The sequence below is a fragment of the Trinickia sp. LjRoot230 genome, from assembly GCF_964253315.1.
Lineage (GTDB): Bacteria > Pseudomonadota > Gammaproteobacteria > Burkholderiales > Burkholderiaceae > Trinickia.
The window spans coordinates 718,448-744,605 of record NZ_CAXUQX020000002.1 but is presented as its reverse complement, the minus strand read 5'-3'; the positions used below and the strand labels follow the sequence as shown (position 1 = coordinate 744,605).

The window sequence follows — 26,158 nt, the reverse complement described above, 5'->3', positions numbered from 1 at the left end:
TATGTTGGAGCCACGATGGATTACGGCTTGTTGCTCTCGGCGTTCGCGCGCGATTGGCAAAGCGCCAGCGATGCGCGCGTGTCGCAGCAGCATCGGCTTTACGCTTGTTTGCGCGCGGCGATTTTGCGCGCCGCGATTGCGCCTGGGGCACGCCTGCCTGCGTCTCGGGCGCTTGCTCAGGAACTGGGTATTGCGCGTAATTCGGTGCTCTATGCGTATGAACAACTCGCTGCCGAGGGCTTTGTGGCCAGTTCGCGGCAAGGCACCGTCGTTGCCCGTATCGGACTCTCGCAGCGCGAAGCGGCTGTTATTCCGACGAGTCAAGCGGTGCGGCTGTCGTCCCGCGCTTTCGGAATTCGGCGCTCCGCCGCCGAGGTGACGGCGGATGCCGCACCGGCCACGGCGTTTGCTCCCGGGCTGCCGGCCTTGAATGCGTTTCCGCTCGTCCAATGGCGGCGCTGCCTCGAGCGTGCGTGGCGAAAGCTCGACGCGACGCAACTCGGCTATTTGCCGAGCGACGGTAACGAGGCATTGCGGCATGCGATTGCCGAATACGTGCGTGTATCGCGTGGGGTGCGTTGCGACGCGACCCAAGTACTCATCACAGAGGGCACGCAAAGCAGCCTCGACTTGTGCGCTCGTACGTTAGCCGATGCGGGCGATACGGTGTGGATCGAAAACCCGGGGTATGGTGGCGCGCAAGCCGCGTTCCGCTGCGCGGACTTGCGTTGCGTGCCGATCGGTGTTGATGCCGATGGCCTCGCCCCGCAGCCCGCTCAATGGCGCGATGCGCCGCCGCGGTTGATCTACATCACGCCGTCGCATCAATATCCGCTCGGTGCGGTCATGAGCTTGGAGCGACGGCTCGCGCTATTGCAGCGCGCGCATGCATGTGGCGCGTGGATCATCGAAGACGACTACGACAGCGAGTTCAGACATCACGGCACGCCGCTCTCGGCATTGCAAGGGCTGACGCCCGATGCGCCGGTGGTCTATCTCGGCACCTTCAGCAAAGTCATGTTTCCGGCGCTGAGATTGGGCTTTATGGTGATGCCGGGCTCGCTTGCGCGGCAATTGTCTGACGTTGCCGACAGACTGATGCCAATGGGGCGGGCCGCCGAGCAACTCGCGCTCGCGGAATTCATCGACTCGGGACATTTCACGCGACATCTTCGAAGCATGCGCAAGCTTTACAAGGAGCGTCGTAATGCATTGCAGGCCGCATTGCAAAAGCACGTCGGCAACTTCCTGACGATATCCGAGGGGGCGGGCGGCATGCATTTATCGGCGCGGCTGGACGTGCCGGTGCAGGACACCGTTGTGAGCGAGGCGGCATCCGCTTGCGGCATCGTCATGCGGCCGTTGTCGCCGTTTTGCCTGCCTGGAACGGACCGCACGCCATACAACGGCTTCGTACTTGGGTACGGCGCTGTTCCGTGCGACGCAATGGACGAGTTGGCGCGGCGCATGCGCCGCGTCATCGACGGCGTCGTGAAGGCACAAGGTGGTCATCAACAAATGTTTGCCGCACGCGCCTGTGCACAAGACGACGGGCTACTCGCGTACGCGGACCCATGAAGGACGCCGGAAGAACATTGCAACGTTGCGCGCGCGCCGGAGCAGTGCGGCGAGGCGGGCAAGCGTGTCGGGTGCCGGTGCCAACGCTGCGGTCACCGTTTGCTCGCCCTCGGTCAGCATGTTGACGAACGTGGTGAACGGCAATATGTGTTGCTCGCCGTCGCGCAGCGTGATATCGATGCAAGGCGCCGCATCGAGCAGCCAGGTGAGCGATTCGTCACGGTAGCGCAGTCGTAAGGGGCCATCGAGCGCAATGATGGCACTTGCTCGATCAAGCCTCAACGTGTGCATCTGCCCGGGGAAACATTGCGCTTCGCTTGCTTGCATGGGTTGGGTCCTTTGTTGAAAACCATACGCGAAGATTACGTTTGCCCAAAGTAGGGCGACAGACTCAGCGCACGGGAATCTGTAGCGCAACAGCGCGTTGCTTTGTGAATCTGTATCTGTCGTTAAATCGCTCTGCTGTATCTGGTCTGCGGCGAACATTTTCTGCACGATCAACCCAATGCTCTCATCCGACGATTCACCCCTCGATCTGCCGATGCCGGGCGAGCCGCTCTACGAGCGTCTTGCGGAGCACTATCGCCGTATCATCTCGGCCGGCACGCTTGCGCCGGGCGATCGTATGCCGTCGGTGCGCGGCTTCATGAGCCGACACGGCGTGAGCCTGTCGACGGCCATTCAGACCTTTCGGCGCCTCGAAGATGCCGGCTTGCTGCTGGTGCGGCCACGTGCCGGCTATTTCGTGCGGCGGCCCGTGGCCGCGCGCCTTGCCACAGCACGGGAGCCGGATATCCCGTCGCTGCCCGACGAGGCGCAGTACGTCGGCTTGCACGAGCGCATCTCGCGCGTGATCGAGCGTGCGAGCTTATACCCCGACGCGCTGAATTTAGGCGGCGCCACGGCTAGTGCCGGGCTTTATCCGACCGCGCATTTGCAGTCGCTGACGACGCGCCTGTTGCGGCACCGGCCGACATTGCTGACCGAGGCCGGCGCCGATGGCGGTGCGCCCGAGTTCAAACAAGCCGTGGCACGACGCGCGTTGTCGGCGGGGCTGAGTATGTCGCCCGACGAAGTGATCGTGACGACGGGCGGCGTGGAGGCGGTGAACCTCGCGTTGCGCGCGGTGGCCCAGCCGGGCGACACGATCGCGATCGAATCGCCGGCATTCTTCGGACTTCTGCAGATCCTCGAAAGCCTGGGCTTGCGAGCGCTCGAGATTCCTACGAGCCCAACGACAGGGCTGTCGCCCGAAGCACTCGAAATCGCGCTGTCGGCGTACAAGAATGTCAAAGCGCTGGTCGTCGTGCCGCATTTGCAGAACCCGCTTGGCGCAGTGATCCCGGACGAGCGCAAGGCGCAGTTGTTAAAGCTATGCGTTGCGCACGGTGTTGCGATCATCGAAGACGATCCGTATCGCGAGTTGGTCGAGCGCGTCGAAACCGCACGTCCAATCAAAGCGTGGGATCGCGATGGCAGCGTGATTCATTGTGCCTCGCTCAATAAGGTGCTGGCGCCCGGGTTCAGGCTCGGATGGATGTCGGCCGGCAAATGGGGCGGCCGCATCAAGATGTTGAAATACGCGCAAAGCCGCCATAACGAAATCTTGCCGCAGCTGGTTGCCGCGGAATTTATTGCGTCGGGCGCATTCGATCGACATCTCGTTCGTCTGCGCGAGCGGCTGCGCGCGCAGCGCGAAGCCACGGCCGATGCAATTGCCCGTTATTTTCCGGACGGTACGCGCTTGAGCCCACCCGCTGGCGGCCTCTTGCTCTGGGTTGCGTTACCCGATGGCCTTTCGTCGGAGCGGCTTTTCGAAACTGCGCTGACGGAACGCATTCGCATTGCGCCCGGCGCCATCTTCTCCAACGCGCAGCGCTTCGATTCGTGTATTCGTCTCAGTTGCCCGCGGCCGTTCGACCATGGCCTCGACGACGCTTTGCGCCGGCTAGGGCAACTCGTGCATGATCTGCGCTAGCGGCAGCTACGGCTTGGACAGCTCGCAAAAGCGAAGGCGATTGCCGAACGGGTCGTTGATCTGCACTTGCCGGCCCCAATCGAGTGCTTCGATACCCGGCCTTGCGTAGCTGTACTGTTTGGCGTGCAACTCCCGGTGGAATGAATCGATATCGTCGACGGGCACAAAGGCAACAGAACCCGGTGTGCCGTCGCCGTAATGTTCGCTCAAATGAAAGATCGCACTCGAGCGATGGACCTGCGCATAAAGCGGGGATGCCGCCTCGAACCGATGCTCCCAGTCGAGCGTGAAGCCAAGGTAGTCCAGATAGAACTCATAGGCCTTCTCTATGGAGAAGATGCGCAGAATCGGGATTGGCGAGAGAAAATTCATGTCTCTTCTTTAACGACCCAAGCGTGCTTAAGAATTAGGGGAAAACCCTTATTACTTTGATACAATGCCGATACTTCGGTCACCTAACTATTATTTGTCAGATGAAAACCTTTGAGAAGGTCGCGTTTTCGCTGGTCACTCTGTTTGGCTTGATGTGTTTTGCGGTGGTGGTGTATGGGCGAAGCCCGGTTGCCCGCGATGCAATTCATCACGTGGTGCGGGCAGGCGCGGTATGGCCGATGAACGTCTGTTCGATGGCCCCCGGGGACCCGTGCACCGTTGCTTGGTTGAACTAACTAATCGAGCATTGCGTACATGCGCGTGCGTCATCGCACGCGCATGCTGGATTTCAAAGCGGCTGCTTTATCTGCTTACTTGCTGTCGCTATCGCTTTTCAACTGGGGCAGTGCCGACCCTTCGCTCGGCGTCAGCAATCCCACTTGCGCATAAATGCGCAGTTTCTCGCGCGTATCGGTGATATCGAGGTTACGCATCGTCAATTGGCCGATCCGGTCGCGAGGCGAAAACGTCGATTGCACTTTTTCCATCGACAGCCGTTCCGGTTGATAGGTGAGGTTCGGCGACGTCGTACTCAAAATCGAATAGTCGTTGCCGCGACGCAGTTCGACCTTGACCTCGCCCGTAATTGCACGCGCCACCCAATGTTGCGCCGTCTCGCGCAGCATGATGGCTTGCGGATCGAACCAGCGGCCCTGATAGAGCAGACGCCCGAGGCGGCGCCCATTTTCGCGGTACTGCTCGATCGTATCTTCGTTATGGATGCCGGTGACGAGGCGCTCATACGCGATATAAAGCAGTGCGAGACCGGGGGCTTCGTAAATGCCGCGGCTCTTCGCTTCGATGATCCGGTTTTCGATTTGGTCGCTCATGCCGAGACCGTGTCGGCCGCCGATGCGGTTTGCTTCCAGCAGCAACTCGACGGCATCGGTATATTCGACGCCGTTCAGTGCGACGGGCCGGCCTTGCTCGAAGCGGATCGTCACTTCTTCGCGGGCAACTTGCACGTCATCGCGCCAGAACGCTACACCCATGATGGGATTGACGATCTTGATCCCGCTTTCGAGGCTTTCGAGATCCTTCGCTTCATGCGTTGCGCCGAGCAGGTTCGAGTCGGTCGAATAAGCCTTTTCCGCTGACATCTTGTATGCGAAACCGGCTTGTCGCATGAATTCGGACATCTCGGCCCGCCCGCCCAGCTCGTCGATGAACGTCTGATCGAGCCACGGCTTGTAGATCTTCAGTTCGGGATTGACGAGCAGGCCGTAGCGGTAAAAACGCTCGATATCGTTGCCCTTGTAGGTGCTGCCGTCGCCCCAGATATTCACGCCGTCTTCTTTCATGGCGGCGACGAGCATGGTGCCCGTCACGGCGCGTCCGATTGGCGTGGTATTGAAATAGGTCACGCCCGCGGTCGAAATATGGAACGCGCCGCTTTGCAAGGCGGCCAGACCTTCTGCGACGAGTTGAGCGCGGCAGTCGATCAAACGCGCGCCTTCGGCACCATACTCGACGGCGCGACGCGGGATCTGCTCGTAGTCATCCTCGTCGGGTTGACCCAGATTTGCGGTATATGCGTAGGGAATGGCCCCTTTGATGCGCATCCAGTGCAGCGCCGCGCTCGTGTCGAGGCCGCCGGAGAAGGCGATGCCGACCTTCTGGCCGGTCGGGAGATTCTCAAGAATTGTGCTCATGAGGAAAACCGTTAAATCGAGGTATGGAGGAGGTATCGCGAGATTTTAAGGCCAGGCTGGCGCAATTATGACGCAAGTCAGGCTTGGGCCGGTCGCACTTTTGGATGCGACGCGTGATTTGATGTGTGATACGACGTCTACTCGACGTCGATTCGATGCGTACCTGACGCGCATGCGGTGGAGCAGCAAGATGCTCTACACTTGCCGCGCTGCGGCCAAAAAACAGCGGTTATCGACGACAAAACTGCATCAGAGCGGCCCGGCAACACCACCTGTGACAATGACAACACCCAAGCCTGTGGAATTTTCAGAATCAGACCGCACCGCAATTCGATACGCTGCTTTTCAGCGATTTTGGGGCATGCGAGTGCTCTCGTCGCTTTCCTTTCAAATGCTTGCCGTGGCGATGGGATGGCAGATGTATGCCCTCACGCATAGCGCATTCGCCCTTGGCCTTGTCGGGCTCGCGCAGTTTCTGCCGATGTTTTGCCTGACGCTCGTGGTCGGCCACGTAGCTGACCGTTATGACCGCCGTCGGATCGTGGCCATCTGCCAAGTGATCGAAGCGCTCGCGGCCGGCACGTTCTTGCTCGGCACGCTGGGCGGGTGGTTATCGGCGCCTGCCATCTACACGCTCGCTGCTTGCATGGGGGCGGCGCGCGCTTTCGAATCGCCCTCGTCGTCGTCGCTGCTGCCGGCTGTCGTGCCGCGAGGTGAGCTTTCTCGCGCAACGGCACTTTCGACGTCCGCGAACCAAGCCGCTCAGATTCTCGGCCCGGCATGCGGTGGCGTGCTATACGGACTTGGCCCGAGCGCGGTCTACCTCGCATGCTTCGTCTGTTTTTGTGCGGCGGCTGCACTTGTCAGCTCGATTCCGTTGCGCGCGAAGCCTGCATTTCGCGCGCCCGTCACGCTCGAATCGGTGTTTTCCGGCATTGCGTTTATTCGTCGCGAGCCCGTCATCCTGGGGGCGCTCTCGCTCGATTTGTTCGCCGTGCTGTTCGGCGGCGCGACGGCGCTGTTGCCGATATACGCGCGCGACATTCTTCAAACGGGGCCGTGGGGGCTCGGCGCGCTGCGTTCGGCGCCGGCCATCGGTGCGCTGGCGGGCACGCTGTGGTTCGCGCATTTTCCGCTGCGCAAGCGCCCGGGCATCGCTATGTTCGGCGGCGTGATTGTGTTCGGCATCGCTACGATCGTATTTGGTCTGTCGACGAATTTCTTTTTGTCGCTGATCGCGCTTGCGTTGCTGGGGGCATCGGATGTCATCAGCGTGGTGGTTCGCTTATCGCTCGTGCAATTGCGCACGCCTGACGAGATGTTGGGGCGTGTCAGTGCCGTCAATGCGCTTTTCATTGGTACTTCCAATCAATTGGGCGAGTTCGAATCGGGCGTGACGGCGGGGTGGTGGGGGGCGCGCGCATCGGTTCTGGTCGGCGGCATTGGCACGATTGCGATTACGTTGCTCTGGATGCGGCTTTTTCCGGCACTCGTTCGCATGCGTTCGTTGGAGCGGGAGGCTTAGCGCTTTTGCACGCCCGTTGCGTGGCACGTGGGTTGCATGTCTCCCATTCATAGTTGGGGAGAACGGCTATGAGAACACGATTGTGGTTTGGGGCAATGCGCGTTGCTGTTACCGATGATCAGGCCAGTGGGCCGCATCCTGAAGCGTTGCGTTTTGCGCCGAATGACTGGATTCCGAACAACCCGCATTTGCCGGTGCTTGTTTACCGTGGTGCAGTGCCGATCAGCGGCTCGGATCCGGCTGGGCATTTCGAGCAGCGCTTGGCGAGCAACGGTTGGCCGCCGCAATGGCGCGACGGCGTGTATCCGTTTCATCATTTCCATCCGGCCACGCATGAGGTGCTCGGATTCGCGCGCGGACATGCCCGCGTGATACTCGGCGGCGCGCCGCCGATCGGACGCGAAATCGAAGTGAATGCGGGCGATGTCGTCGTACTGCCGGCAGGCACAGGTCATTGCAAAATCGAAGCCAGCGATGATTTCCTCGTGGTGGGCGCCTATCCGCCCAATCAGGACACCAGCATCAGTCGGGAAGCACTGAGCAATGAGGAGCACGAGGCGATGTTGCGCGTGGCATTTCCGGCGAGCGACCCACTAGCGGGCCAGAGCGGCCCACTAGTCAGGCTTTGGAAGCGGTAACTGCCTTGGGCTCGTTTGCCGGCTAGATGCTTTCCGCGCGCTCGACGACGAGCACTCGCGCTACGCCACGCGGATGCGCAACGTGTTCGCAGCCGGCCTCCGCAAAAAAAATATCGCCGGCTTCGAGTATCGCCACATGCTCGATGCCGCCTTCGCGATAATGCATCTCGACTGTCCCGTCGAGTACCGAGAAGACCTCTTCACCGTCGTTAACATGCCAACGGTAGGGCTGATCTGTCCAATGTACGCGCACGGTTGTGCCGTTCATGTTGGCGATGTCGATTGCATCCCAAGCGCGTGTCCCCTGGAATGCTTTGCTCCGCATGACTTTCACGATCGCGCCCAGTCCGCTGCGATCTGCGTGACGACATTTCGGCGTCTGGCGAACCCCTGCGCCGACCTTTGTTTGACGAGCTCGACTATCGCTGCCGGCGCGGTGTCGGGACTTCCTGCGTCGAACGGCGGCGCGGGCGCATATTCGAGTTCGAGTTGAATGGCCTGCGCCTCTTGCTCCCCGCTCAATTCGGCTGCGATCGACAGTGCAAAGTCGATGCCGGCGGTTACCCCTCCACCTGTGAAGAGATTGCCGTCACGCACGACGCGACCATGCGTTGCAATGGCGCCGAGTGGCGTGAGCAACGAATGAAAGGCCCAGTGCGTCGTGGCACGCCGCCCGTGTAGAAGACCCGCGGCGCCTAGCAACAAGGCGCCGGTGCAAACAGAGGTCACATAGCGGGCCGACGCACCTTGCGCTCGAACGAACGCGAGCGTTTCGGCATCCTGCAACAAAGCCGTCACGCCGCTTCCTCCGGGAATGCAGATGACATCGAGCTGTGGGCAAGCGTTATACGTCGTTGTCGGGGTCAGGATGAGTCCGTTGCTCGATATCACGGGTTCGCGATTTTTCCAGATCAGATGAGTGCTCGCATTCGGTAGCGAGGCGAGCACATCGTGAGGACCTGTCAGGTCCAGTTGCTGTACGTCGGGAAACACGAGAAAGCCGATTTGCAGCGACATGTAGCGCTCCGATGGAAGAACAAGGGCTGTGGACAAATGCATTGTATGCGGGTAGCGTGTGGCGGAAATGCCATTCTGCCCTCGTTTACTGCCAACCCCACCGCTACCGCCACCGCCGCTGCCATGTCCAACACCAACACGAGACGCTCGATCTTGATCCTTGCTTTCCCCGACGTCCAGTTGCTCGACGTGTCGGGGCCGCTGCAAGTGTTTGCTTCGGCTAATGAGCTTGCGGCGGAGCGCGGCGCGCCGCTGCCCTATGCGCCGCGTGTGATTGCTGCGCAGGCTGGGCCAGTGATGACGTCGTCGGGCCTCGCGCTCGTGGCCGACTCGCTGCGCTCGGCCACGAAGGGCACCGATACATTGATCGTGGCTGGCGGTAGGGGGGTTTATCACGCATGCTGCGATGCCGGCCTGACGCGCTGGGTTCGAAAACAGGCTGGCGTGTCGCGGCGGATCGCGTCGGTATGCAGCGGCGCGTTCGTTCTGGCTGAAGCCGGCTTGCTCAACGGGCGCCGCGTGGCGACGCATTGGAGCCGTTGCGACGAGCTTGCGGCGCGCTATCCAAGCTTGCATGTCGAGCCCGATCCCATCTTCATCCGCGACGATCCTGTGTGGACGTCAGCGGGAGTCACGGCCGGAATCGATCTTGCGCTTGCGCTCGTCGAAGCGGATCTCGGGCGCGCCGTTGCGCTCGATGTCGCGCGCGAGCTTGTCGTGTTTTTGAAGCGCCCGGGCGGGCAAGCACAGTTCAGTGCGTTCCTGTCGATGCAAAAAGCAGGCGAACAGTTCAGCGAATTACATGCATGGATGGCGGAACATCTCGCTGCGGACCTTTCCGTTTGCGCATTGGCGAGGCGCTCACGCATGAGCGAACGCAGCTTCATGCGTCACTACCGTGCCGAGACGGGCCGCACGCCGGCCCGGATGGTCGAGCAGTTTCGCATCGAGGCTGCGCAACGGCTGCTTGGCGAAACCTCGTGGTCGGTCAAGCGCATTGCGGCGCGCTGCGGCTTCGGCAGCGAGGAAACGATGCGCCGCAGTTTCTTGCGCGTGCTGTGTGCTACGCCGCAGGCGTATCGCGAGCGGTTCGCCGCGCAATGACGCCTGCATTCCAGCAGCGAGTCAGGCAGATGATCAGATAATCAATCGCGAAATCTTCGTGCCTTCCAGCGACACGCCGGCCATCAAGCCGGCGTTCGTCATGACGAACGCCTGAACCGGGCTCGTTGCCGTCGAGGTATCCACGTTGCCATTTGCGCCGACATGCAGCACGGCGACGGTCGCGTCTATACCTGCGGCCCAACCTTGACTGCCTGTGAACTTGTCGAGGACTTCTTGCGTCATGAAGAGCATGACGAGCGCTTTCGACTGTGCTCCGATTTGCAGGCCGAACGAGGCGGCGGCGATGCTGTAATAGCCGCTGGTTTGCTCGCCGATACGCAAAGCGCCTTGGCCATACTGCCCGCCGAACCAGAAGCCGGCGGAGATCACCGATGGAAAGACCAGCACGCCGCGCGCCTTGCCGACGAGTTCACGAGAGCCGTTCACCGTCGTGAAAAGGCGCGTCAACGTGGCGTTCACATTCGCGTCGATTGACTGACGTCGTGCGGTATTGGCTTCCGGCGTGGCGCTCGACGATGGCGGCGTGGTCGTGCAGCCGGCGAGCGACAAGCCGCTCGATGCGAGCGTGGCCCCGGTGATCGCGATGAATTGACGGCGTTGCATGCATTCTCCTGGCAATGTGAAAACGCGTGCCGTGCACGCGAACCTCTACCCGTTGCTTGCGATGCGCGACGGGTCTTGACGTCAGTGACACGGTAATCGGGGTCAAGTTCCCGGTGAGTAGGGAATCGAGCGTGAATAAGGCGAAAAGCGGGTGATAAAAGCGCCGCGCCGTTTTCAATTGTTTGCATTTTTTCGCTGGCGGTATAAATAGCATCCTGTACCATGCCTGCGGCACAAAAACGCTAACCACCTTATAGACGGCAGCATGCAAGATCAAACCTATCGAGCCGCTGGGCGCGGCGGCTTAATCACCGTCTCGCGCGCCTGCTGCGCCGCCGCTGTATTCGCGGTCCTCGCATTGTCGGGATGTAATTCGCTTTATTCGGAAGGTGCGACGACCGGCGCCGGTATTGCCGGGGCGGCGGTTGCCTCCAAAGTGACCAATAATGCCGCGACCGCAACCGGGATTGGTCTTGGTGCAGTGGCCGCTGCGCGAGCCGGCGTTCAATACTCGCAGCGCATGGTGCATCGCGATACCCAAGATGGCATCGCAAAGGCGGCCGGGCCGCTCGATGTCGGCGCGGTGGCGAACTGGACCGTGACGCATTCGCTGCCGATCGAGGAAGACGAGCATGGCCGCGTGACGGTCAGTCGAACCATCAGCCAGGGCGCGCTCGACTGCAAGGAAATCGTTTTTTCCGTCGATCGAAGCGCGAAAAAAGATGCGCCGGCAAGCAGCGCGTTTTACGTGACTTCGATTTGCCGCGATGGCAATGCGTGGAAGTGGGCGTCGGCAGAGCCGGCTACCGAGCGCTGGGGCTCACTCCAATGAGTGGCTTCTCGAACGCCGGGATACTTGCGCGCTGGCTGGCCACCAGCGCGCTTGGCGCTTTCACTGTGCTCTCGCTTAATGGTTGCGCGTCGGTGGGTGCCGCGACCGGTGCGGTCGCTGGCGCGGCGACGGGGCTTGTCACGGCAAACCCGGCGATTGGCATCGGCGTCGGTATTGCGGTGCAAGGGGCAACTGATGATGCGGTGAAGCGCTACATGCGCTCCATGCATACGGACCAGCAAGACCAGATGGCCGCGCTTGCAGGCGCGATGGATCTCGGCGAAACACGGCCGTGGCGCGTCAAACATAGGCTGCCGCTCGAGAACGGCCATGGCGAGGTGCGGGTGACGCGGGCGTTCGCCACGCCGCTTGCGCGCTGCAAGGAGTTTGTGTTTTCGGTGGTCGATGGGAATCAGCCCGGGGCTGCGGCGCGTTGGTATACGGCGAGCGCGTGTCAGCAGGATCAAGGATGGAAATGGGCTGCGGCCGATCCGGCGGTTGAGCGGTGGGGGAGTTTGCAATAAGCATCGCGCATATTTGTGCCAAGCTCGAAGTATTTAGTATTGCTAATCATTGAATATCGATTATCGCTGCGTGGACGGCGCAGCGTGATCAGTGCCGAACTAAAGGTATGGAAAGCGTCCTAATTCCAGCCGGCGCTATAACGACAATTTGAGATCCTGCTACGGTCCCGCGTTCCTCCAATCAATCGGATTCGATCGCAATGTTTCGAGACCATGCAGACCACCGCTGAAGCCGTCCATCCCTTCTACCGCCTGCACGTGCCCCAGGCACGCAGCTCGGCGCTCACCGATATTTTCTCGTTCGAGGGCACGCGCGCAACTCTGGACGAGTATCTAAAATCTGCTCAACAATCTGATGTTGCGATGACCAGTTGAATCCGCCCTATAGTCAACGCTGCGAAATAAATCGAACGCAGTTTTGCGCAACGGATTTTCTGCACGCGATGTGGACCGACGCACGGGCCTCGACCACAGGCAGGCTGCCAGGACTGTCGCGTGCGGTAAAAGGATCGTTTTGATGAACCGCAGGTCCGAGGCGGTCCGCTGTATTCAGAAACAAGGAGGCGAATTCATCGTAACAACCATCGCGCTTTCCCTCCTATACAGCGAGAACTCATCGCGAACGTCCGGCGCGACTTCTGCCAGCTGGCGATTCGTGGGAACCGAAGATGTTTCGGATCGGCTAGGCCCGGTCGCGAGGAAATGGCGAAGCTGACAGGCTGCGCCCGTCGACACGCCGCGTGCAAATTGCGTCAAAACATTCCTGACTTCGCGCGCTCGGACAATTGATGCAGGTATCTGATTATGCTCGCCACCAGAGCGCGTTCGTACTGTGATTGAGAGGGCAAGATGGCAAGGATTTCCGACAACGGTTTCACGAATTCCCCTGACCCGTCGCGCCGCAGCGATTCGATAGCAGGTCAAGGCAATGATTTATCGGCGCCATCGATGCAGCCCGATGTGCCTGGATTGTCCGGCCTACGGAATATTCAATCTTCCAAGGGCGGCGACCGGAGCGAAAGACGTGCTAACGAGGGGAATCCGTGGGCGGTCTGGGCCGCGGCTGCAAGAGATCCCAACGATGATCGCGCAGGCATTGTGGAAAGGATGCGCATTTGGGAAGAGCGCGGCAACCCACAAGTACCATTGGATCTGAACGATATTCATCTCTCCCCTGAAACAAGGCTGCCGAAGACCATGCTGGCGCGTGTCATGGCTGTGGATATGTCTCGTAATGACCTGATGCTTCGGCATTTACCAAAGGATCCGCCTCTAACGCTCCAAACCGTGCTCATATCTTCCTCTTTGGTCACGACGCCCCAGCAACTCCCGCAGTCATATAAGCCCCTGTTAGTCGCTGCTACAGAGATTTTCACTCTCCAGATAAAAGGCGCACAACAGCTGGAGGCAACGCAAAAAGCTGCTGAACTGAAGGAGTGGGGAACCGGGTCCGAGGTGCATCAACAGATATACGAAAGAATAGAAACGTGGTTGGCAAAAGGCGATCCAAAAGCGCGACTGGACCTTAACGGCATTCGCAACTTTGTGGACATGGTACAAATCGAGCTCCCGCTGCATTTGATGCCCCCTGTGGCGGAAATTGACTTTTCTCAAGATCCCGATCCCTGTCTGAGCATTTTGCCGCGGGCCTTGCCGTCATCACTTAACGCCATCCATGTTTCTCCACGGTTCACCGACGAGGCGTGGCCGCCGCTGTCATCGATATACGTTGCCGACCCCACGGGTCTTCAACCCCTGAACGCTCAAGACAAATGGATAGAGGGCGAAGGCGCGGCTGATTCAAATCGGCGAGCGCGAGTCATTGCTCGAATCAAAGAATGGGAAAATCAAGGCAACGTGAATGCTCCGCTCAATCTGAACGGTATTAGCTTGAATTTAGATACAAGGCTGCCAAAGCATTTGATGCCGTCCGTTAGGTGCATCGATATCAGCCAGAATAATTTTTCTTGGGGAAATCTCAGCCAATTTTTGCCAGACACCCCACCGGCATCACTCGAAGTCGTGTACGTCTCCCCTGAACTCGAGAGCTACCGGGTTCCAGAACCATATCGACATCTAGCGATCGCAAAACCACTAGAGTCGTGGGATAACTGGGTAGCAGGCGCATTCGATGCCGATGCGCGAAGAGTGGTTGTTGATCGAATCAACGAATGGTTAAAACTAGGCGACTCTGATGCGCCGCTAGACCTGAATGGCATTGAGCTCGATCACGACACAAAGCTACCGGCAAGTCTGCTGCCCCTCATTAAGGCGATTGATGTTTCGCAACGAGATGATGTGGCTGGATTTTTGCCGGACGAGCCCCCGCGTTCGCTCAGACACATCCACATTTCTCCCAAGGTCGCAGCGTCGATGTTCTATCCTCAGCGCTATCGTTATATGGTCAAAGCCACTCCGGCGAGCCCCTCGGAAGATTGAGGCGCGGCGAGGATTAAGGGCTCGCGCCGCGCTTAGCATCTAGACGCGTCTTTGGCATCGAATGAAAAAGCGGTCGGCGAATAGATTCACGCTGATCGTGGTATAGAAGGCCGGCACAGGCTATCCGCGAGGGATAGCCATTACACCTCGATGTTGCTTTGCGCGGTGTGCAAGCAGGCAATACGCATAAATGTCCCGAATGAAATGCGCAGCCATTAAAGCAGCCATCAAAGCGCTTCGATCAAATCTTTGGCAATCGATCTGCAATATGCCGAACACGCGTCATGCGCCGCGTTGGCCGCGGCGTTGACCATCATGCTCGCATCGACCGGCCGGCATAGCGATACAACGATCGGTGGAGGCACCGGCGCGAGCGGCAATTCGACGAACTCGCTGTTGCGAAGCGCATCGACGACGAATAGACGCGGTATCGCTGCCACGCCGTAACCATCCCGGATCAATTGCACGATGGCCGCGACCGAAGGAGAGCAAGTAATGCGTGTTTGCTCGGCCCGGATGCCGTGCTCGCGTGCCAGCGCATGAACGATACTTTCCAGCGCCACCTGCGGTGCGGTGCCGCGTCCGAACGTCAACAGCGGGCGGCTGAGCACACGCAATGCAAGCCCCGGCTTGCGCGCCGACAAGAGGCCGCGCCGCGCAATCCAGCGTACAGGGTAGCTGGCAACGGCGCTCGATACGATCTTCCTGCTGTCGATGCCTTCCACGCGTATCGCCAGATCAAGCTCGCCGCCCAATAAACGCCGTTGCAATACGGCGCTCGAATCGACAGTCAAATCGACATCGAGCTTCGGAAAATTCGAATTCAGGTACGTGATGTAGTGCGCGAGCCAACTGTGCACGACCGTCTCGATCACGCCGAGCCGCAAGGTGCCGCCCACGACGACCTGCTCGCCGGCCGCTTCGCGCAGCGTTCGCACAGAATCGACAACGTTCTTGGCGAGCCCGATCAGACTCTGGCCTGCGGGTGTCAGCCGGAACTTCGGTGTGCTGCGATCGATGAGCTCGCATTTGAGTTCGTCCTCGAGCGAGCGGATGCGTAGCGAAATCGCAGCAGGCGTAGCGTGAAGCGCGCGCGCCGTCGCGCGAAAGCTTTCCAATTGCGCAAGCGTAACGAAGGTCTCTAGAAAGCGAGTGTTCATAGTTCAATGATGAATCGCCAAAAACCACGCGTCGCCAAGACTACCGCATTCCGCTCGATCATCGGTCAGTGCTAGGGAAGACCCTAATTATTCGTTAAGTTTTCCTTAACGCGGAGGAACACAATTACTCGCTAGCGTCATCATTTTGGCGGACCTAATCTGCGTCTCATCGTTTATCACTCCACACGAAAGCGCCCACTCATGTCATCGCCCTACGAATTTCGCCAGCGAGTCCGCACGCGCCGTTTCCGGGGGCCGACCGCCGGTCAATGCGGAGAATTTGCGCAAGCCAATCTAGCTATCTTGCCGCAGACGCATGCCGAGGACTTCTTGCGATTTTGTCTGCGTAACCCGAAGGCCTGCCCGTTGCTAGCGGTGGGCGAGCCGGGTCAGTGGAACGTTCCCGCGCTGGGGCGTGACCTCGATATCCGCACCGATGTGCCGGCCTATAACGTCTATCGCGACGGCATGCTATGCGAGCAGCCCGAGGACATCCTCGAGCTTTGGCGGGGCGACCTGGTCGTGTTTGCAATCGGCTGCTCGTTTTCGTTCGAACACATGCTAGCGCTTGAACACATTCCGCTGCGCCATATCGAAACGAACGCCAACGTGCCCATGTATCGCACGGCAATCGATAACCAGCCTGCGGGCGTGTTCGGCGGGAAGCTCGTCGTATCGATGCGGCCAATGAGTGGTGCGCATGCGGTGCGCGCGGTGCAAATCACAAGCCGCTTTCCCTCGGTGCATGGTGCGCCCGTACATCTTGGAAGCCCCGCAGCGATAGGAATCGACAATCTATCGAGGCCCGATTTTGGCGATGCCGTTGCCGTTCGCGAGCATGAAGTGCCGGTTTTCTGGGCGTGCGGCGTGACGCCCCAGAGCGCAATCGAAAGCGCTCGCTTGCCATTCGCCATCGCACATCGGCCGGGCCATATGCTCATGACCGATATTCCTAATATCTCGCTTGCAGTGCTCTAAAGGCTAAAAGTGAGGAGTACTAATCGTTTGGAGAGTGTTATGAGAACCGAGGCGACGACCGAAGCGCACTACCGCGGCGACACGTACGAGGTGATTTCCTCCGCAGCCGCTGAACCGGCAAGTGGCTTTTTTGGATGGTATCGGGATACAAGCTCCAGCGAGCGGCGTGCGTTCTGGAGTTGCAAGATCGGCTACGCGCTCGATGCCATGGATACGCAGTTCCTGAGCTTCGTCATTCCGACACTGATCGCAACCTGGGCGCTGACCAAGGGCGAGGCAGGCCTGATCGGCACCGTCACACTGTTGACATCGGCACTGGGCGGATGGGCCGCGGGCATCTTGTCCGATCGTATCGGACGCGTGCGAACACTGCAAATCACGATCCTATGGTTCGCTTTTTTTACGTTGCTTTGCTCGGTGACGCAGAACTACACGCAATTGTTGATTGCGCGTGGATTGATGGGCTTCGGCTTTGGCGGCGAGTGGACGGCCGGTGCGGTGCTGATCGGCGAGGTCATTCGTCCGCGCGACCGCGGCAAAGCGGTGGGCATGGTGCAGGCCGGTTGGGCAATCGGCTGGGCTGTGTCGGCCGGGCTCTATACGCTGGTTTATTCGTTGATGCCGCCCGACACCGCGTGGCGCATGCTCTTTGCGCTCGGTGTGCTGCCCGCGCCATTCGTGATTCTGATCCGCCGGCTCGTAGACGAACCACAGGTACACCGGCAACAGCAAGCGCGCGAGGCCGGGGCGGGCGTACGAACCTCGTTCATGGAGATATTCGGGCGTGACGTTTGGTTCACCACGCTGCGCACGGCACTGCTCGCCACGGGCGCGCAAGGGGGCTACTACGCCATCACGACGTGGCTGCCGACCTGGCTCAAGACCGAGCAGCATTTGAGCGTGGTCGGCACGGGCGGGTATCTTGCGGTCATCATCGCCGGCTCGTACGCCGGTTATCTGAGCGGTGCGATTCTCAGCGACCGCCTCGGCAGACGGCTCACGTTCATCACGTTCTCGGTAGCATCGATGCTGATTGCGCTCGTCTATACGCGTGTGTCGATGAACAATCAACTGCTGCTCGTGCTCGGCTTTCCGCTAGGGTTTTTTGCATCGGGATTGTTCTCGGGGATGGGCGCATTCATGACGGAGCTTTTTCCGACGCGCATCCGCGGCTCGGGACAAGGTTTTTGCTACAACTTCGGGCGGGCAGTGGGCGCGACGTTCCCGTTTTTGATCGGCTTCGTTGCGCAGACCATGCCGCTTGGCAACGCCATCGGCGTATTCGCGGCCGCGGCTTACGGGGTGGTCGTGCTGGCGGCGCTGACATTGCCGGAAACGCGCGGTGCGGCGCTCGACGCCTGACGCCAGTCCGCAATCCGCCACGGCGTATCGAGCGACACCTCATCACAGTTCGCGCCTTCGCCGCCGCGATCGATGACAATGAAATCGCGCGAGCGCCCAAGCGCAAGCAGCGGGTGGTGCCACACGCCCTTGCCGTAATTCACGCCTTGCCATCCATATGTCACGAACGCACGGATTTCATTCGCGTCGAGCGAGCCGCTCGGCGCGACGACGACAAGGTACGGCGCTTCGCCCAGTGGGACGAAAGCTTGCGAACCCAGCGGATGGCGCTCCATCATGCGAATTTCGATGGGAAAGGCGTGCGGCTCGGCCCGGAAGACGTTGACGATGGCGCGGCCGTTGCCGTCCGCAACGTCGATGCGAGCCAGATCATGAAAGCGCTCGGTCGTCCCGCCGTTGATCGGAAAATGGCGGGCGCCCTCGAGTTCGATCACATCGCCGAACGGTGCGAACGCCTGTCGCGTCAGCGGCTCGACGCTAAGCATTCTCATTGCTTAGGACTCCCAAATAATCGCAGCCGGGAGACCCCGCCGTCCGGCACGACATTGAACCGTACGTGCGTGACGGTGCCGAGTGCGTGCAATTCGTCGCCAAACGAATGGTTGTGATCCATCTGCAACGGCTGCTCGGGTAACAGGGTCGGCCAGAACATCGATTGTGTGATGAGTGAATCGTCGGTTCCGCCGGTGACGAACGCCGCTTGCAGCGAGCAGCGGTCGGGGTAATTGCCCTTGAAGTGAGCGGTATCGACTTCCACGCTGTGGATTTCGCCAGGATGAGCGAGTGCGACGATGCACCAGTCGTTGCCGGGCTCGCGCCGCCGTCGCGTTTCCCAACCGTCGCCCATATTGACGCCGCGTTCAGGCAGCAGCAAATTCGAGGCAAGCCCGAAATGCTGATTGTTCGCGGCGACCACGTAGGCGCCGTTCACCATCGCAGCAAGATCGATTGTGGTGCTGCTCTCGATGCGGCTCCACTCCACTTGCGGTTGGCCGTAGACGCGCAAACGCGCGAGGCCGCCGTCAGGATAAAGATTGACGCGAATATGCGTGAAGACGCGGGCATTATCAATCGCATGATAGTGATGCGCGTTGCCTTTCAATGCGACTGGCGGCAACAGCGCGCTCCACTGCGCCGAAGCGACGGCATCGCCCTCGATATACGTCGCCTCGATGTCGGCCGCAGGCGGAAAGTTGCCGGTGAAGTGACTCGTATCGAGATCGACGCCGTGCAGCACGCCGGGGCGCGCAAGCTTCACGATGCACCAGTCGTGGCCGGTTACGCGCTTGCGGCGTGTTTCCCACCCGTCCATCCATTTGCCATGGTCGTCGTACTTGCCGGGAATGAACACGGCAGGCTCCGGGTTCAGCATGCGTTCTTTCGGTGCGAAAAATTCGTCGCTTGCTTCGATCGCACACGCCCCGAGGCGCGGGTCTGCGAGGTTAGTGAAGCGCTGCGTGAAAGCGGGTGCGTTTGGGTCTAACGTAGGAATAGACATATGTCGGTGTGCGGATCAGTATCGGTCCCGATAAAGTTCGGAGTCCTGCATAAATCGGATTGTGGCGCTCAGCCGGCACGTGCGATTGCCACGGCGTCTCGATCGAACTCCTGCATGGTTTGCGGCACGAACGCCATGTCGGCCTCGCCGTTCAAGACCCGCGCTGCTCTCGCCTTGTCGATGTCGTTTTCCCAGGTGGCCACGACAATCGCGGCGACGCAGTTGCCAATCAGATTGGTGACGGCGCGTGCGATGCCGACGAACCAATCAACGGGCAGGATCAACACGAGCCCAAGCACGGGAATAGCGGGAATGGCAGAGAGTGTCGCGGCCAGAATTACGATGGCCGAGCCGGGAATGCCGTGCGCCCCTTTCGACGTAATGAGCGATACGAGCACGACGACGATCAAGTCATGCATTGAAAGCGGCGTATTGGTTGCCTGCGCGATAAAGAGCACGGCAAGGGTGAGATAAATCGAAAAGCCGTCAAGGTTGAACGAATAGCCGGTCGGGATCACAAGGCCGACCGTCGAATCTTTGATGCCGAGCCATTCGAGCTTGCGCATGACCTGCGGCAGAACCGCATCCGACGAGGCGGTGCCGAATACGATCGACAGTTCGTCCTTGAAATAGCGGATCAACTTGAAAATATTGAAACCCGCAATACGCATGGCGATGCCCAACACGACGCAAACGAACACGGCGCAGCTTGCGTAGAACACCGCAACGAGCAGCCCCAATTGCTTGAGCGAGGCGATGCCGTACTTGCCCGTCGTGAACGCGATGGCGCCGAGCACACCGAGCGGCGCGAGCTTGATCACGAAGCCCATCACGCAAAAAAGGGCCTTTGCGAGATCGTCGATGAAACCCGATACGCGCGCGGCCTTGTTGCCGAGCAACGACAGCGCCGAGCCGAACAGCACGGAAAAGACCAGGATTTGCAGAATGTCGCCTTTTGCGAACGAATCGGCAATCGTATCGGGGATGATCTTGAGCAAGAAGCCGCCGACGTCTTTCAAGCTCTTTGCATGCTCGGTATAAGTGGCGAGCGAAGCAGCATCGACGGTGCGCAGATCGATGTTCATGCCCGCGCCAGGGCTGATAAACCATGCGAGCAGCGCGCCGATCACGAGCGCGATGGTGGTCATGACCTCGAAATAGAGGATCGCCTTGCCACCGACGCGGCCGACCTTGCGCAGATCGCCGGCGCTAGCCATGCCGCTTACCACAACGCAAAACACGATCGGGCCCACCACCATCTTGATGAGCTTCAGAAAGCCGTCTCCGAGGGGACGAAGCGATTCGCCGGCATGAGGGAAAAACGCGCCGATGGCGACGCCGGCTACCAGCGCCAGCATCACGCGGCCAAACAGGGAATTAAATAATCGCGACACAGTCTGCCTCCTTTCATCATTAATCAATCGCGCCGGGCGGTAGGACTGGTCGAACTGGTCGGACCACATCGGTTAAGGGGGATATTAGGAACTCAATATATGGGCGTCAAGGCGGATCGGCAGGGGGTTAACCCGTGCGTGATCGTGTGAGCGCTGCAAGCTCGTACTACACTACCGGTCTGACCGCCAAGGGCCACGCATGAACAGCACGCCACAAACTGTTACCGAAGCCGCTATCGCCACGATTCGCGAGCGTATTCAGCAGGACATTTACCCGGTGGGTAGCCTGCTGCCCGCACAACGGCAGCTTTCTGAAGAGCTCGAGATCAGCCGGGCTTCGTTGCGAGAAGCGCTGTCGACACTCGAGGCACTGGGGCTCGTGACGATCCGCGCGGGCAAGGGTGTGTATGTCAACCGTGCGCGGCCTACGCGCACACAACGCTGGCGCTTCGCCGATCAAGTCTCGCTGCCCGATACTTATCAGATGCGCTACGCGCTGGAGGGGTTCGTCGCGCGGCTTGCCGCGCTGGCCGTGGGCGACGATGATTTGGCGCAGCTCGACTCAAACGTCGAGGCCCTGCGCGTGGCGCTTGTCGACGGAGATTTCGAAACGGCTGCCAAGCTCGATTTCGAATTCCATATGCGCATCGTGGCGCTGGCGGGCAATTCGGCCATCGAGGCAATCTTGAGCAATAGCGCCGAGATCATGCAGGAAAGCCAACGGTTGCCGTTTTATCGACGCGAGCTTGCGCTATCGACGCATCGGGAACATGCCGCGATTGTTGCAGCACTTCGGCAACGCGATGCGGATTCGACGGGGCACGCAATCGAAGCCCATATCGTCGCAGCGGCGCAGCGTGCAGGTGTGCATTTTCCAGTGCCTCCGCGGCAATCCGGGGCCCCCAGCGCCGCTCGTGCCGCCCATGCCGCCATCGACGAGACGGCGCCTGTGCTGCCGAGGCGCGGCAAGGGCAAGGCCGCCACTTCCGCGTGAGGGTGCCGTTACGCAACGATAAGAGAAAAAGGCACGAAACGCAGACGATTGGGTATCGAGCACTTGCGGCATCGGGTTCATACTTTGCGCGCCGCCGTTTTGGCTGGGAAGAGGAATCGGAAACGGCACACACGCGCAATGGAGGGAGTCGAGTCATGCGTTACGCAAAGTTTGGTTCCACTGGTCTTTTCGTTTCAGAACTCTGTTTGGGCACCATGACGTTCGGTGGCCAAGAAGGTGCGATCTGGGGGCAAATTGGCCGCTTGCAGCAAGCCGATGCCGACAAGCTGATCGGACGTGCCATCGATGCCGGTATCAATTTCATCGATACGGCAAATGTCTACTCGGATGGCGTGTCCGAATCGATGACGGGCACGGCGCTGCGCAATCTCGACGTTCCGCGTGAAAACGTCGTCGTGGCCACCAAGGTATTTGGCGAGACGGGTACGAAGAGCGTCAACTCGCGTGGCCTGTCGCGTCATCACGTCATGGACGCGGTCAAAGCGAGCCTGCGCCGCTTGCAGCTCGATTACGTCGATCTTTATCAAGTGCATGGGTTCGACCCTGCCACATCGATCGAGGAAACCGTGCGCGCGCTCGATCAACTCGTTCGAGATGGTCATGTGCGCTATGTCGGCGTGTCGAATTGGGCGGCTTGGCAGATCATGAAGGCGCTCGGGGTTGCCGACCGCTTGGGGATGGCCCGTTTCGAATCGCTGCAGGCATACTACACAGTCGCTGGACGTGATCTCGAACGTGAGATCGTGCCGATGCTGGCGAGCGAAGGGCTTGCGCTGATGGTGTGGAGTCCGCTGGCCGGTGGCCTGCTCAGCGGCAAGTACAGTCGCACCGCTCATGCAGAGCAGGGCAGCCGTCGCACGATGTTTGATTTTCCGCCGGTCAATCTCGAACGCGGCTATGACTGCATCGATGTGATGCAAGGTATTGCGGAGTCGAAGGGTGTCTCGGTTGCACAGATTGCACTGGCATGGCTGCTGCATCAGAAGACGGTAACAAGCGTCATCATCGGTGCGAAGCGCGTCGATCAACTCGACGACAACATTGCAGCGACATCGGTGCGCTTGACCGACGAGGAGCTTGCCGCGCTTGACAAGGTCAGTGCGTTGCCGCCCGAGTATCCGGGTTGGATGCTCGGCCGTCAGGGCGACGTGCGCCGTCGTCAACTGAGTGAATCGCGCTGAAGGCCGGTGATGTCGCGTTCGCTCGCGGCGCCCGTCAGACGATCGTTGGATCGGGGCCTGCGGGTGTGTCCATATCGGTGACGGGCGCGGGCTTAACCGGTAACGGTGCCAGCGGTGCGAGCGGGCCGCCTCGCTCGCGCCACGCATCGAGCCCGCCGCGCAACGGCAGCACATCGAGGAAACCGGCTTCGGCAAGACGTTTGGCCATCCACGCCGCCGACACTTCATTCGGGCACGAGCAGTAGATTACGAGCTTTTGCTCGGGGCGATACGTCGCAATGATCGTGTCGAGTTCGCGCTCATCAGCAAATCGGGCGCCGGGGATGATGTACGGATCGAGCTCGCGTGTTTCGTCGGAGCGGATATCGAAAACGATCGGCGCGTCGCCCTTTGCGATCAGCGCGTGCAGCGTATCGGCATCGATGCGTGCGGCGCTGATCTGCCCTAGCAGCGCGCGGCGCCGCATCCATCGCCAGCCGGCGTAGGCGAACACAAACAGTGCAACGGCCAGTGCGCTTGCGCTGCCGAGACGGCTCGCGGCCCCCAGCAAAAAGTCGATTTGCGGTGCGAGTACCACCCCAAGCGCAAGTCCGAGCCCGGCCCAGATCGTGGCGCCTATTGCGTCATGCGCGATGAACGTGCGATAGCGCGTGCCCATTGCACCGGCGAGCGGGATCGAAATAAGCGATAGCCCCGGTATCAACTTCGCGACGGTCAATACGCGCACGCCCCAGCGCCCGAAGAACCGCTCTGTTTTTCGCACGCACGTGTCGCGCGACAGCGAGAGTTTGCAAAGTGTCTTCAGGGTGGCGCCGCCGTAGATTCGGCCGGCAAAGAACCAGATGCTGTCGCCGATCAGCGTCGCACCAATCGCAAGCATCAGCACCGGCGCGAGCACCGTACCGAGTGAAAGCGGATGAAGCGCGGCAAGTGCGCCGAACAGGACGAGCGTCGGCATGGCCGGCACCGGTAGTCCGAGCGAAGCGGCCAGTGCGTTGGCGAATACGAGCGCAGGCCCGTAGCGCGCGACGAGATCGTGGAGCATCAGTGCTTTCCGGTAAGGGCGGCGGACAACGCGCCGATATCCGCGAATTATGCCGCGACTGATGCACACGTGCAGCCTGGGTCTAAATATCTTTGTATCTTTGCCCGCCGCGCGACGAAAAAATCGCCTAGCCGAAACGAAGCTAGGCGAAAACCGCCGGGAGTCCGGCGGCGGAGGTACCGAGCGCGAAGCACGGCCGATCGCCGCTTGATACGACGATCGGCCGCTTCCGTTTCAGGTATTGCCGAATTTATCGTGATGCCGCATGCGTGATGCTTTCACGTTTATTGGCAGCAGTCGGGCTAATGCGTTGGAATGCGTTTATATCAGTGACCGAAATACACCGAGTCGATGGGCGATGTGGCCTCACGATTGCCCGATGCCGAAGCGCCGCTCACCGTGCCGCCGTAAGCCGCGGTGTTCTCGCTCGTCTGAGCGGCGACACGCGTTTGCGCGGCTTGCGTATCAGCGGGGTAAGACGGGTCGCGACCGAACACCGAACGCGGGCTGGCCTGCTCGAATTGAACGAGTTCCGCCTTGACTTGTGCGCGTGTGACGGGCGCGTTCGACTGAGCGAATGAAACAGCCGGTACCGAAAGAACGGCGGCCACAACTGCGGCTTGAATGAGCGATTTCATGATGCTTACCTCCGAGAGTTCGTTTGTTGTATCGGTTGGGTCCGATGCATTTCGTATCACCGATGACCAGAGTCTATCGGCGCCGGCATTAAGGGTTAACTCCCATTACGAGAAATCACCGTTACAAATTTGGCGATAATCGCGTCGGTGCACGGCTGCCATAACGTGTAGGTATCGAAGCGGTGTGCAATCGTCTATTCTTTGTGCTCATGCCAACGGGGCGCTTGCTGCCATCCCTCGGCAGATAAAACGAATATAAGTCGAGAGAGGGGGCACAAATGAACGCAAGGGCGTTATGGGCGACGATGATCGTCTTGACAGGTGCATACGGGCAGGCACAAGCGCAAAGCTCGGTACAGCTATATGGCATCGTCGATGGCGGCATCGCATATGTCACCAATGTAGCGGGCGGGCATACCTGGATGCAGACCAGCGGCGTCGGGCAAGCGGATCGCTGGGGGCTGCGCGGGCAGGAGGATTTGGGCGGCGGCTATCGCGCAGTATTCCGCCTCGAAAACGGTTTCACGCTGAACGATGGTCGTTTCTCTCAAGGCGGGCTCGAATTCGGCCGTCAAGCGTGGGTAGGGGTGGCCAGCGATCGCTTTGGCACGCTTACCTTCGGGCGCCAGTACGATTTCATGGTCACAAACCTCACTGCGTTTACAGCAGGCTCGCTCACGCCGTCGGTTCTCGCGTTTCATCTCGGTGACCTTGATCGGCTCGGCGCGGAGCGTATCGATAATGCGGTGCGCTACGTTACGCCCGAATTCGCAGGCTTTCAGTTCGGCGCTCTTTATGCATTCGGCGGGAGGCCCGGCAGCTTCGTATCGAATAGCGCAGCGAGCTTCGGCGTCACGTACGGAAATGGGCCGTTTAAAGCCGGTGCCGCCTATGTCGAGCTCCATGACTACACCACGTTGTTCGGTATCGGCACCAGCGTGCTCGGCAAGCCCCTAATCGGTACGTTGTCACAAGGTTTGCTGCCGCGCTTTCAGACCTTCGACAAGTTGACTGTTTCGGGTATAGGCGCCGGCTATCAGTGGGGTCCGGCGAATTTGCATGCCGTCTATACGGCCGTCATATTTCATCAACACGGCCAAAGCGCGTCATTGAGGACGGCGGAAGGTGGGATCAAATACACGGTCAGCTACGCATTTTCATTAGCGGCGAGTTATGCGCGTTCCACACTCAGCGAGAACGGTTGGAACCAATTCGCCGCAGGCGGAGACTACGCGCTTTCGAAACGCACCGACATCTATTTGCATGCCGTTTATCTGCATGCAAGTGCAGGCGTGCGCGCGCAGATTTTCTCGTTGCCGGCTTCGAGTTCAACTAAGCAAACGGTCATCTCCCTCGGAATGCGTCATTTGTTTTAAGTGCGTTTCGTGTTGCCATCGACGTCAGTCGAGAATCCTACCCAGCCTGAGGTTAGATGCGCTTGAGCGAGGTAATAATTTCCTGTTTTCATGCGATTTTTCGCAACTTATCTCCATTGTTTGATCCAGATTAAATCCTCCGGCCTTCAATACGATATTTTCGGGTTT

26 protein-coding genes are annotated in these 26,158 nt (G+C 59.9%); 14 read left to right on the top strand and 12 right to left on the bottom strand.

Annotated elements, in window-relative coordinates; translation table 11 throughout:
* The first annotated feature begins 15 nt into the window (after positions 1–15).
* Positions 16–1,578 carry a PLP-dependent aminotransferase family protein gene (locus ACSQ20_RS22380; protein WP_436024326.1) on the top strand — a complete coding sequence of 521 codons (1,563 nt, stop codon included), beginning with the start codon at positions 16–18 and terminating at the stop codon, positions 1,576–1,578.
* Here ACSQ20_RS22380 and ACSQ20_RS22375 read toward each other — a convergent pair.
* A complete protein-coding gene (locus ACSQ20_RS22375; protein WP_436024324.1) occupies positions 1,555–1,905 on the bottom strand; it encodes a hypothetical protein in 351 nt (116 codons plus the stop codon). The two genes, ACSQ20_RS22380 and ACSQ20_RS22375, sit on opposite strands and share 24 nt — an antisense overlap.
* Before the next feature lie 178 nt (positions 1,906–2,083).
* Here ACSQ20_RS22375 and ACSQ20_RS22370 point away from each other — a divergent pair, with 178 nt between their 5' ends.
* Positions 2,084–3,556 carry a PLP-dependent aminotransferase family protein gene (locus ACSQ20_RS22370; RefSeq protein ID WP_436024322.1) on the top strand — a complete coding sequence of 491 codons (1,473 nt, stop codon included), beginning with the start codon at positions 2,084–2,086 and terminating at the stop codon, positions 3,554–3,556.
* Between the two features lie 6 nt (positions 3,557–3,562).
* Here ACSQ20_RS22370 and ACSQ20_RS22365 read toward each other — a convergent pair whose 3' ends face one another.
* Positions 3,563–3,928 (bottom strand): glyoxalase superfamily protein, encoded by a 366-nt coding sequence (locus ACSQ20_RS22365; RefSeq protein WP_436024320.1) that lies wholly within the window; start codon positions 3,926–3,928, stop codon positions 3,563–3,565.
* 371 nt (positions 3,929–4,299) lie between these two features.
* Entirely contained in the window at positions 4,300–5,640 is a 1,341-nt protein-coding gene (gene argG, locus ACSQ20_RS22360) for an argininosuccinate synthase (protein WP_436024318.1), read from the bottom strand.
* A gap of 280 nt (positions 5,641–5,920) precedes the next feature.
* Here argG and ACSQ20_RS22355 point away from each other — a divergent pair, with 280 nt between their 5' ends.
* Together ACSQ20_RS22355 and ACSQ20_RS22350 are read left to right on the top strand one after the other, a co-directional pair.
* A complete protein-coding gene (locus ACSQ20_RS22355; protein ID WP_436024316.1) occupies positions 5,921–7,165 on the top strand; it encodes an MFS transporter in 1,245 nt (414 codons plus the stop codon).
* A gap of 68 nt (positions 7,166–7,233) precedes the next feature.
* Positions 7,234–7,803, top strand: a complete 570-nt coding sequence (locus tag ACSQ20_RS22350) for a cupin (RefSeq protein ID WP_436024314.1) — start codon at positions 7,234–7,236, stop codon at positions 7,801–7,803.
* Positions 7,804–7,825: 22 nt separating this feature from the next.
* Here the strand turns inward: ACSQ20_RS22350 and ACSQ20_RS22345 are convergent, their stop codons facing one another.
* Both ACSQ20_RS22345 and ACSQ20_RS22340 read right to left on the bottom strand, forming a co-directional pair.
* The gene (locus ACSQ20_RS22345; protein ID WP_436024312.1) at positions 7,826–8,128 is read right to left on the bottom strand and encodes a cupin domain-containing protein; all 303 of its coding nucleotides are present in this window, start codon (positions 8,126–8,128) and stop codon (positions 7,826–7,828) included.
* Positions 8,129–8,133: 5 nt separating this feature from the next.
* Positions 8,134–8,820 carry a DJ-1/PfpI family protein gene (locus ACSQ20_RS22340; protein WP_436024310.1) on the bottom strand — a complete coding sequence of 229 codons (687 nt, stop codon included), beginning with the start codon at positions 8,818–8,820 and terminating at the stop codon, positions 8,134–8,136.
* 123 nt (positions 8,821–8,943) lie between these two features.
* Here ACSQ20_RS22340 and ACSQ20_RS22335 point away from each other — a divergent pair, with 123 nt between their 5' ends.
* Positions 8,944–9,924, top strand: a complete 981-nt coding sequence (locus tag ACSQ20_RS22335; protein WP_436024308.1) for a GlxA family transcriptional regulator — start codon at positions 8,944–8,946, stop codon at positions 9,922–9,924.
* Between the two features lie 33 nt (positions 9,925–9,957).
* On the opposite strand, the gene ACSQ20_RS22330 is transcribed toward ACSQ20_RS22335, so the two are convergent.
* Positions 9,958–10,548, bottom strand: coding sequence for a BPSL1445 family SYLF domain-containing lipoprotein (locus ACSQ20_RS22330; RefSeq protein WP_436024306.1), 591 nt, complete (start codon positions 10,546–10,548; stop codon positions 9,958–9,960).
* Positions 10,549–10,813: 265 nt separating this feature from the next.
* Here ACSQ20_RS22330 and ACSQ20_RS22325 point away from each other — a divergent pair, with 265 nt between their 5' ends.
* From ACSQ20_RS22325 to ACSQ20_RS22310, 4 genes are all read left to right on the top strand, one after another.
* A complete protein-coding gene (locus ACSQ20_RS22325; protein WP_436024304.1) occupies positions 10,814–11,380 on the top strand; it encodes a hypothetical protein in 567 nt (188 codons plus the stop codon).
* Positions 11,377–11,904, top strand: a complete 528-nt coding sequence (locus ACSQ20_RS22320; RefSeq protein ID WP_436024302.1) for a hypothetical protein — start codon at positions 11,377–11,379, stop codon at positions 11,902–11,904. The genes ACSQ20_RS22325 and ACSQ20_RS22320 overlap by 4 nt, the downstream gene beginning before the upstream one ends.
* Before the next feature lie 213 nt (positions 11,905–12,117).
* A complete protein-coding gene (locus tag ACSQ20_RS22315; RefSeq protein ID WP_436024300.1) occupies positions 12,118–12,279 on the top strand; it encodes a hypothetical protein in 162 nt (53 codons plus the stop codon).
* Between the two features lie 474 nt (positions 12,280–12,753).
* On the top strand, positions 12,754–14,343 hold the full coding sequence (locus ACSQ20_RS22310; protein ID WP_436024298.1) for a hypothetical protein: 1,590 nt from the start codon (positions 12,754–12,756) through the stop codon (positions 14,341–14,343).
* A 227-nt stretch (positions 14,344–14,570) separates the two neighbouring features.
* Here the strand turns inward: ACSQ20_RS22310 and ACSQ20_RS22305 are convergent, their stop codons facing one another.
* On the bottom strand, positions 14,571–15,503 hold the full coding sequence (locus ACSQ20_RS22305) for a LysR family transcriptional regulator (protein WP_436024296.1): 933 nt from the start codon (positions 15,501–15,503) through the stop codon (positions 14,571–14,573).
* A 201-nt stretch (positions 15,504–15,704) separates the two neighbouring features.
* On the opposite strand from ACSQ20_RS22305, the gene ACSQ20_RS22300 reads away from it, so the two are divergent.
* Both ACSQ20_RS22300 and ACSQ20_RS22295 read left to right on the top strand, forming a co-directional pair.
* Positions 15,705–16,481 carry a putative hydro-lyase gene (locus tag ACSQ20_RS22300; protein WP_436024294.1) on the top strand — a complete coding sequence of 259 codons (777 nt, stop codon included), beginning with the start codon at positions 15,705–15,707 and terminating at the stop codon, positions 16,479–16,481.
* 39 nt (positions 16,482–16,520) lie between these two features.
* Complete coding sequence (locus ACSQ20_RS22295) at positions 16,521–17,843, top strand: MFS transporter (protein WP_436024292.1); 1,323 nt, start codon at positions 16,521–16,523, stop codon at positions 17,841–17,843.
* Here the strand turns inward: ACSQ20_RS22295 and ACSQ20_RS22290 are convergent.
* The 3 genes from ACSQ20_RS22290 to ACSQ20_RS22280 all read right to left on the bottom strand — a co-directional run bounded on the left by ACSQ20_RS22290 (position 17,777) and on the right by ACSQ20_RS22280 (position 20,735).
* Entirely contained in the window at positions 17,777–18,334 is a 558-nt protein-coding gene (locus ACSQ20_RS22290; RefSeq protein WP_436024290.1) for an ureidoglycolate lyase, read from the bottom strand. The two genes, ACSQ20_RS22295 and ACSQ20_RS22290, sit on opposite strands and share 67 nt — an antisense overlap.
* The gene (alc, locus tag ACSQ20_RS22285; protein WP_436024288.1) at positions 18,331–19,341 is read right to left on the bottom strand and encodes an allantoicase; all 1,011 of its coding nucleotides are present in this window, start codon (positions 19,339–19,341) and stop codon (positions 18,331–18,333) included. Before alc ends, ACSQ20_RS22290 begins: the two co-directional genes overlap by 4 nt.
* Positions 19,342–19,409: 68 nt before the next feature.
* Positions 19,410–20,735, bottom strand: a complete 1,326-nt coding sequence (locus ACSQ20_RS22280) for a C4-dicarboxylate transporter DctA (protein ID WP_436024286.1) — start codon at positions 20,733–20,735, stop codon at positions 19,410–19,412.
* 199 nt (positions 20,736–20,934) lie between these two features.
* Between ACSQ20_RS22280 and ACSQ20_RS22275 the strand changes: the two genes are divergently transcribed.
* Together ACSQ20_RS22275 and ACSQ20_RS22270 are read left to right on the top strand one after the other, a co-directional pair.
* Complete coding sequence (locus tag ACSQ20_RS22275) at positions 20,935–21,729, top strand: FadR/GntR family transcriptional regulator (RefSeq protein ID WP_436024284.1); 795 nt, start codon at positions 20,935–20,937, stop codon at positions 21,727–21,729.
* Positions 21,730–21,884: 155 nt separating this feature from the next.
* The gene (locus ACSQ20_RS22270) at positions 21,885–22,931 is read left to right on the top strand and encodes an aldo/keto reductase (RefSeq protein WP_436024282.1); all 1,047 of its coding nucleotides are present in this window, start codon (positions 21,885–21,887) and stop codon (positions 22,929–22,931) included.
* Between the two features lie 34 nt (positions 22,932–22,965).
* Here the strand turns inward: ACSQ20_RS22270 and ACSQ20_RS22265 are convergent, their stop codons facing one another.
* Together ACSQ20_RS22265 and ACSQ20_RS22260 are read right to left on the bottom strand one after the other, a co-directional pair.
* Positions 22,966–23,976 carry a DedA family protein/thiosulfate sulfurtransferase GlpE gene (locus tag ACSQ20_RS22265; protein WP_436024280.1) on the bottom strand — a complete coding sequence of 337 codons (1,011 nt, stop codon included), beginning with the start codon at positions 23,974–23,976 and terminating at the stop codon, positions 22,966–22,968.
* A gap of 326 nt (positions 23,977–24,302) precedes the next feature.
* Positions 24,303–24,614, bottom strand: a complete 312-nt coding sequence (locus tag ACSQ20_RS22260) for a DUF4148 domain-containing protein (protein WP_436024278.1) — start codon at positions 24,612–24,614, stop codon at positions 24,303–24,305.
* A 278-nt stretch (positions 24,615–24,892) separates the two neighbouring features.
* Between ACSQ20_RS22260 and ACSQ20_RS22255 the strand changes: the two genes are divergently transcribed.
* A complete protein-coding gene (locus ACSQ20_RS22255) occupies positions 24,893–25,990 on the top strand; it encodes a porin (protein ID WP_436024276.1) in 1,098 nt (365 codons plus the stop codon).
* Positions 25,991–26,158 lie beyond the last annotated feature (168 nt).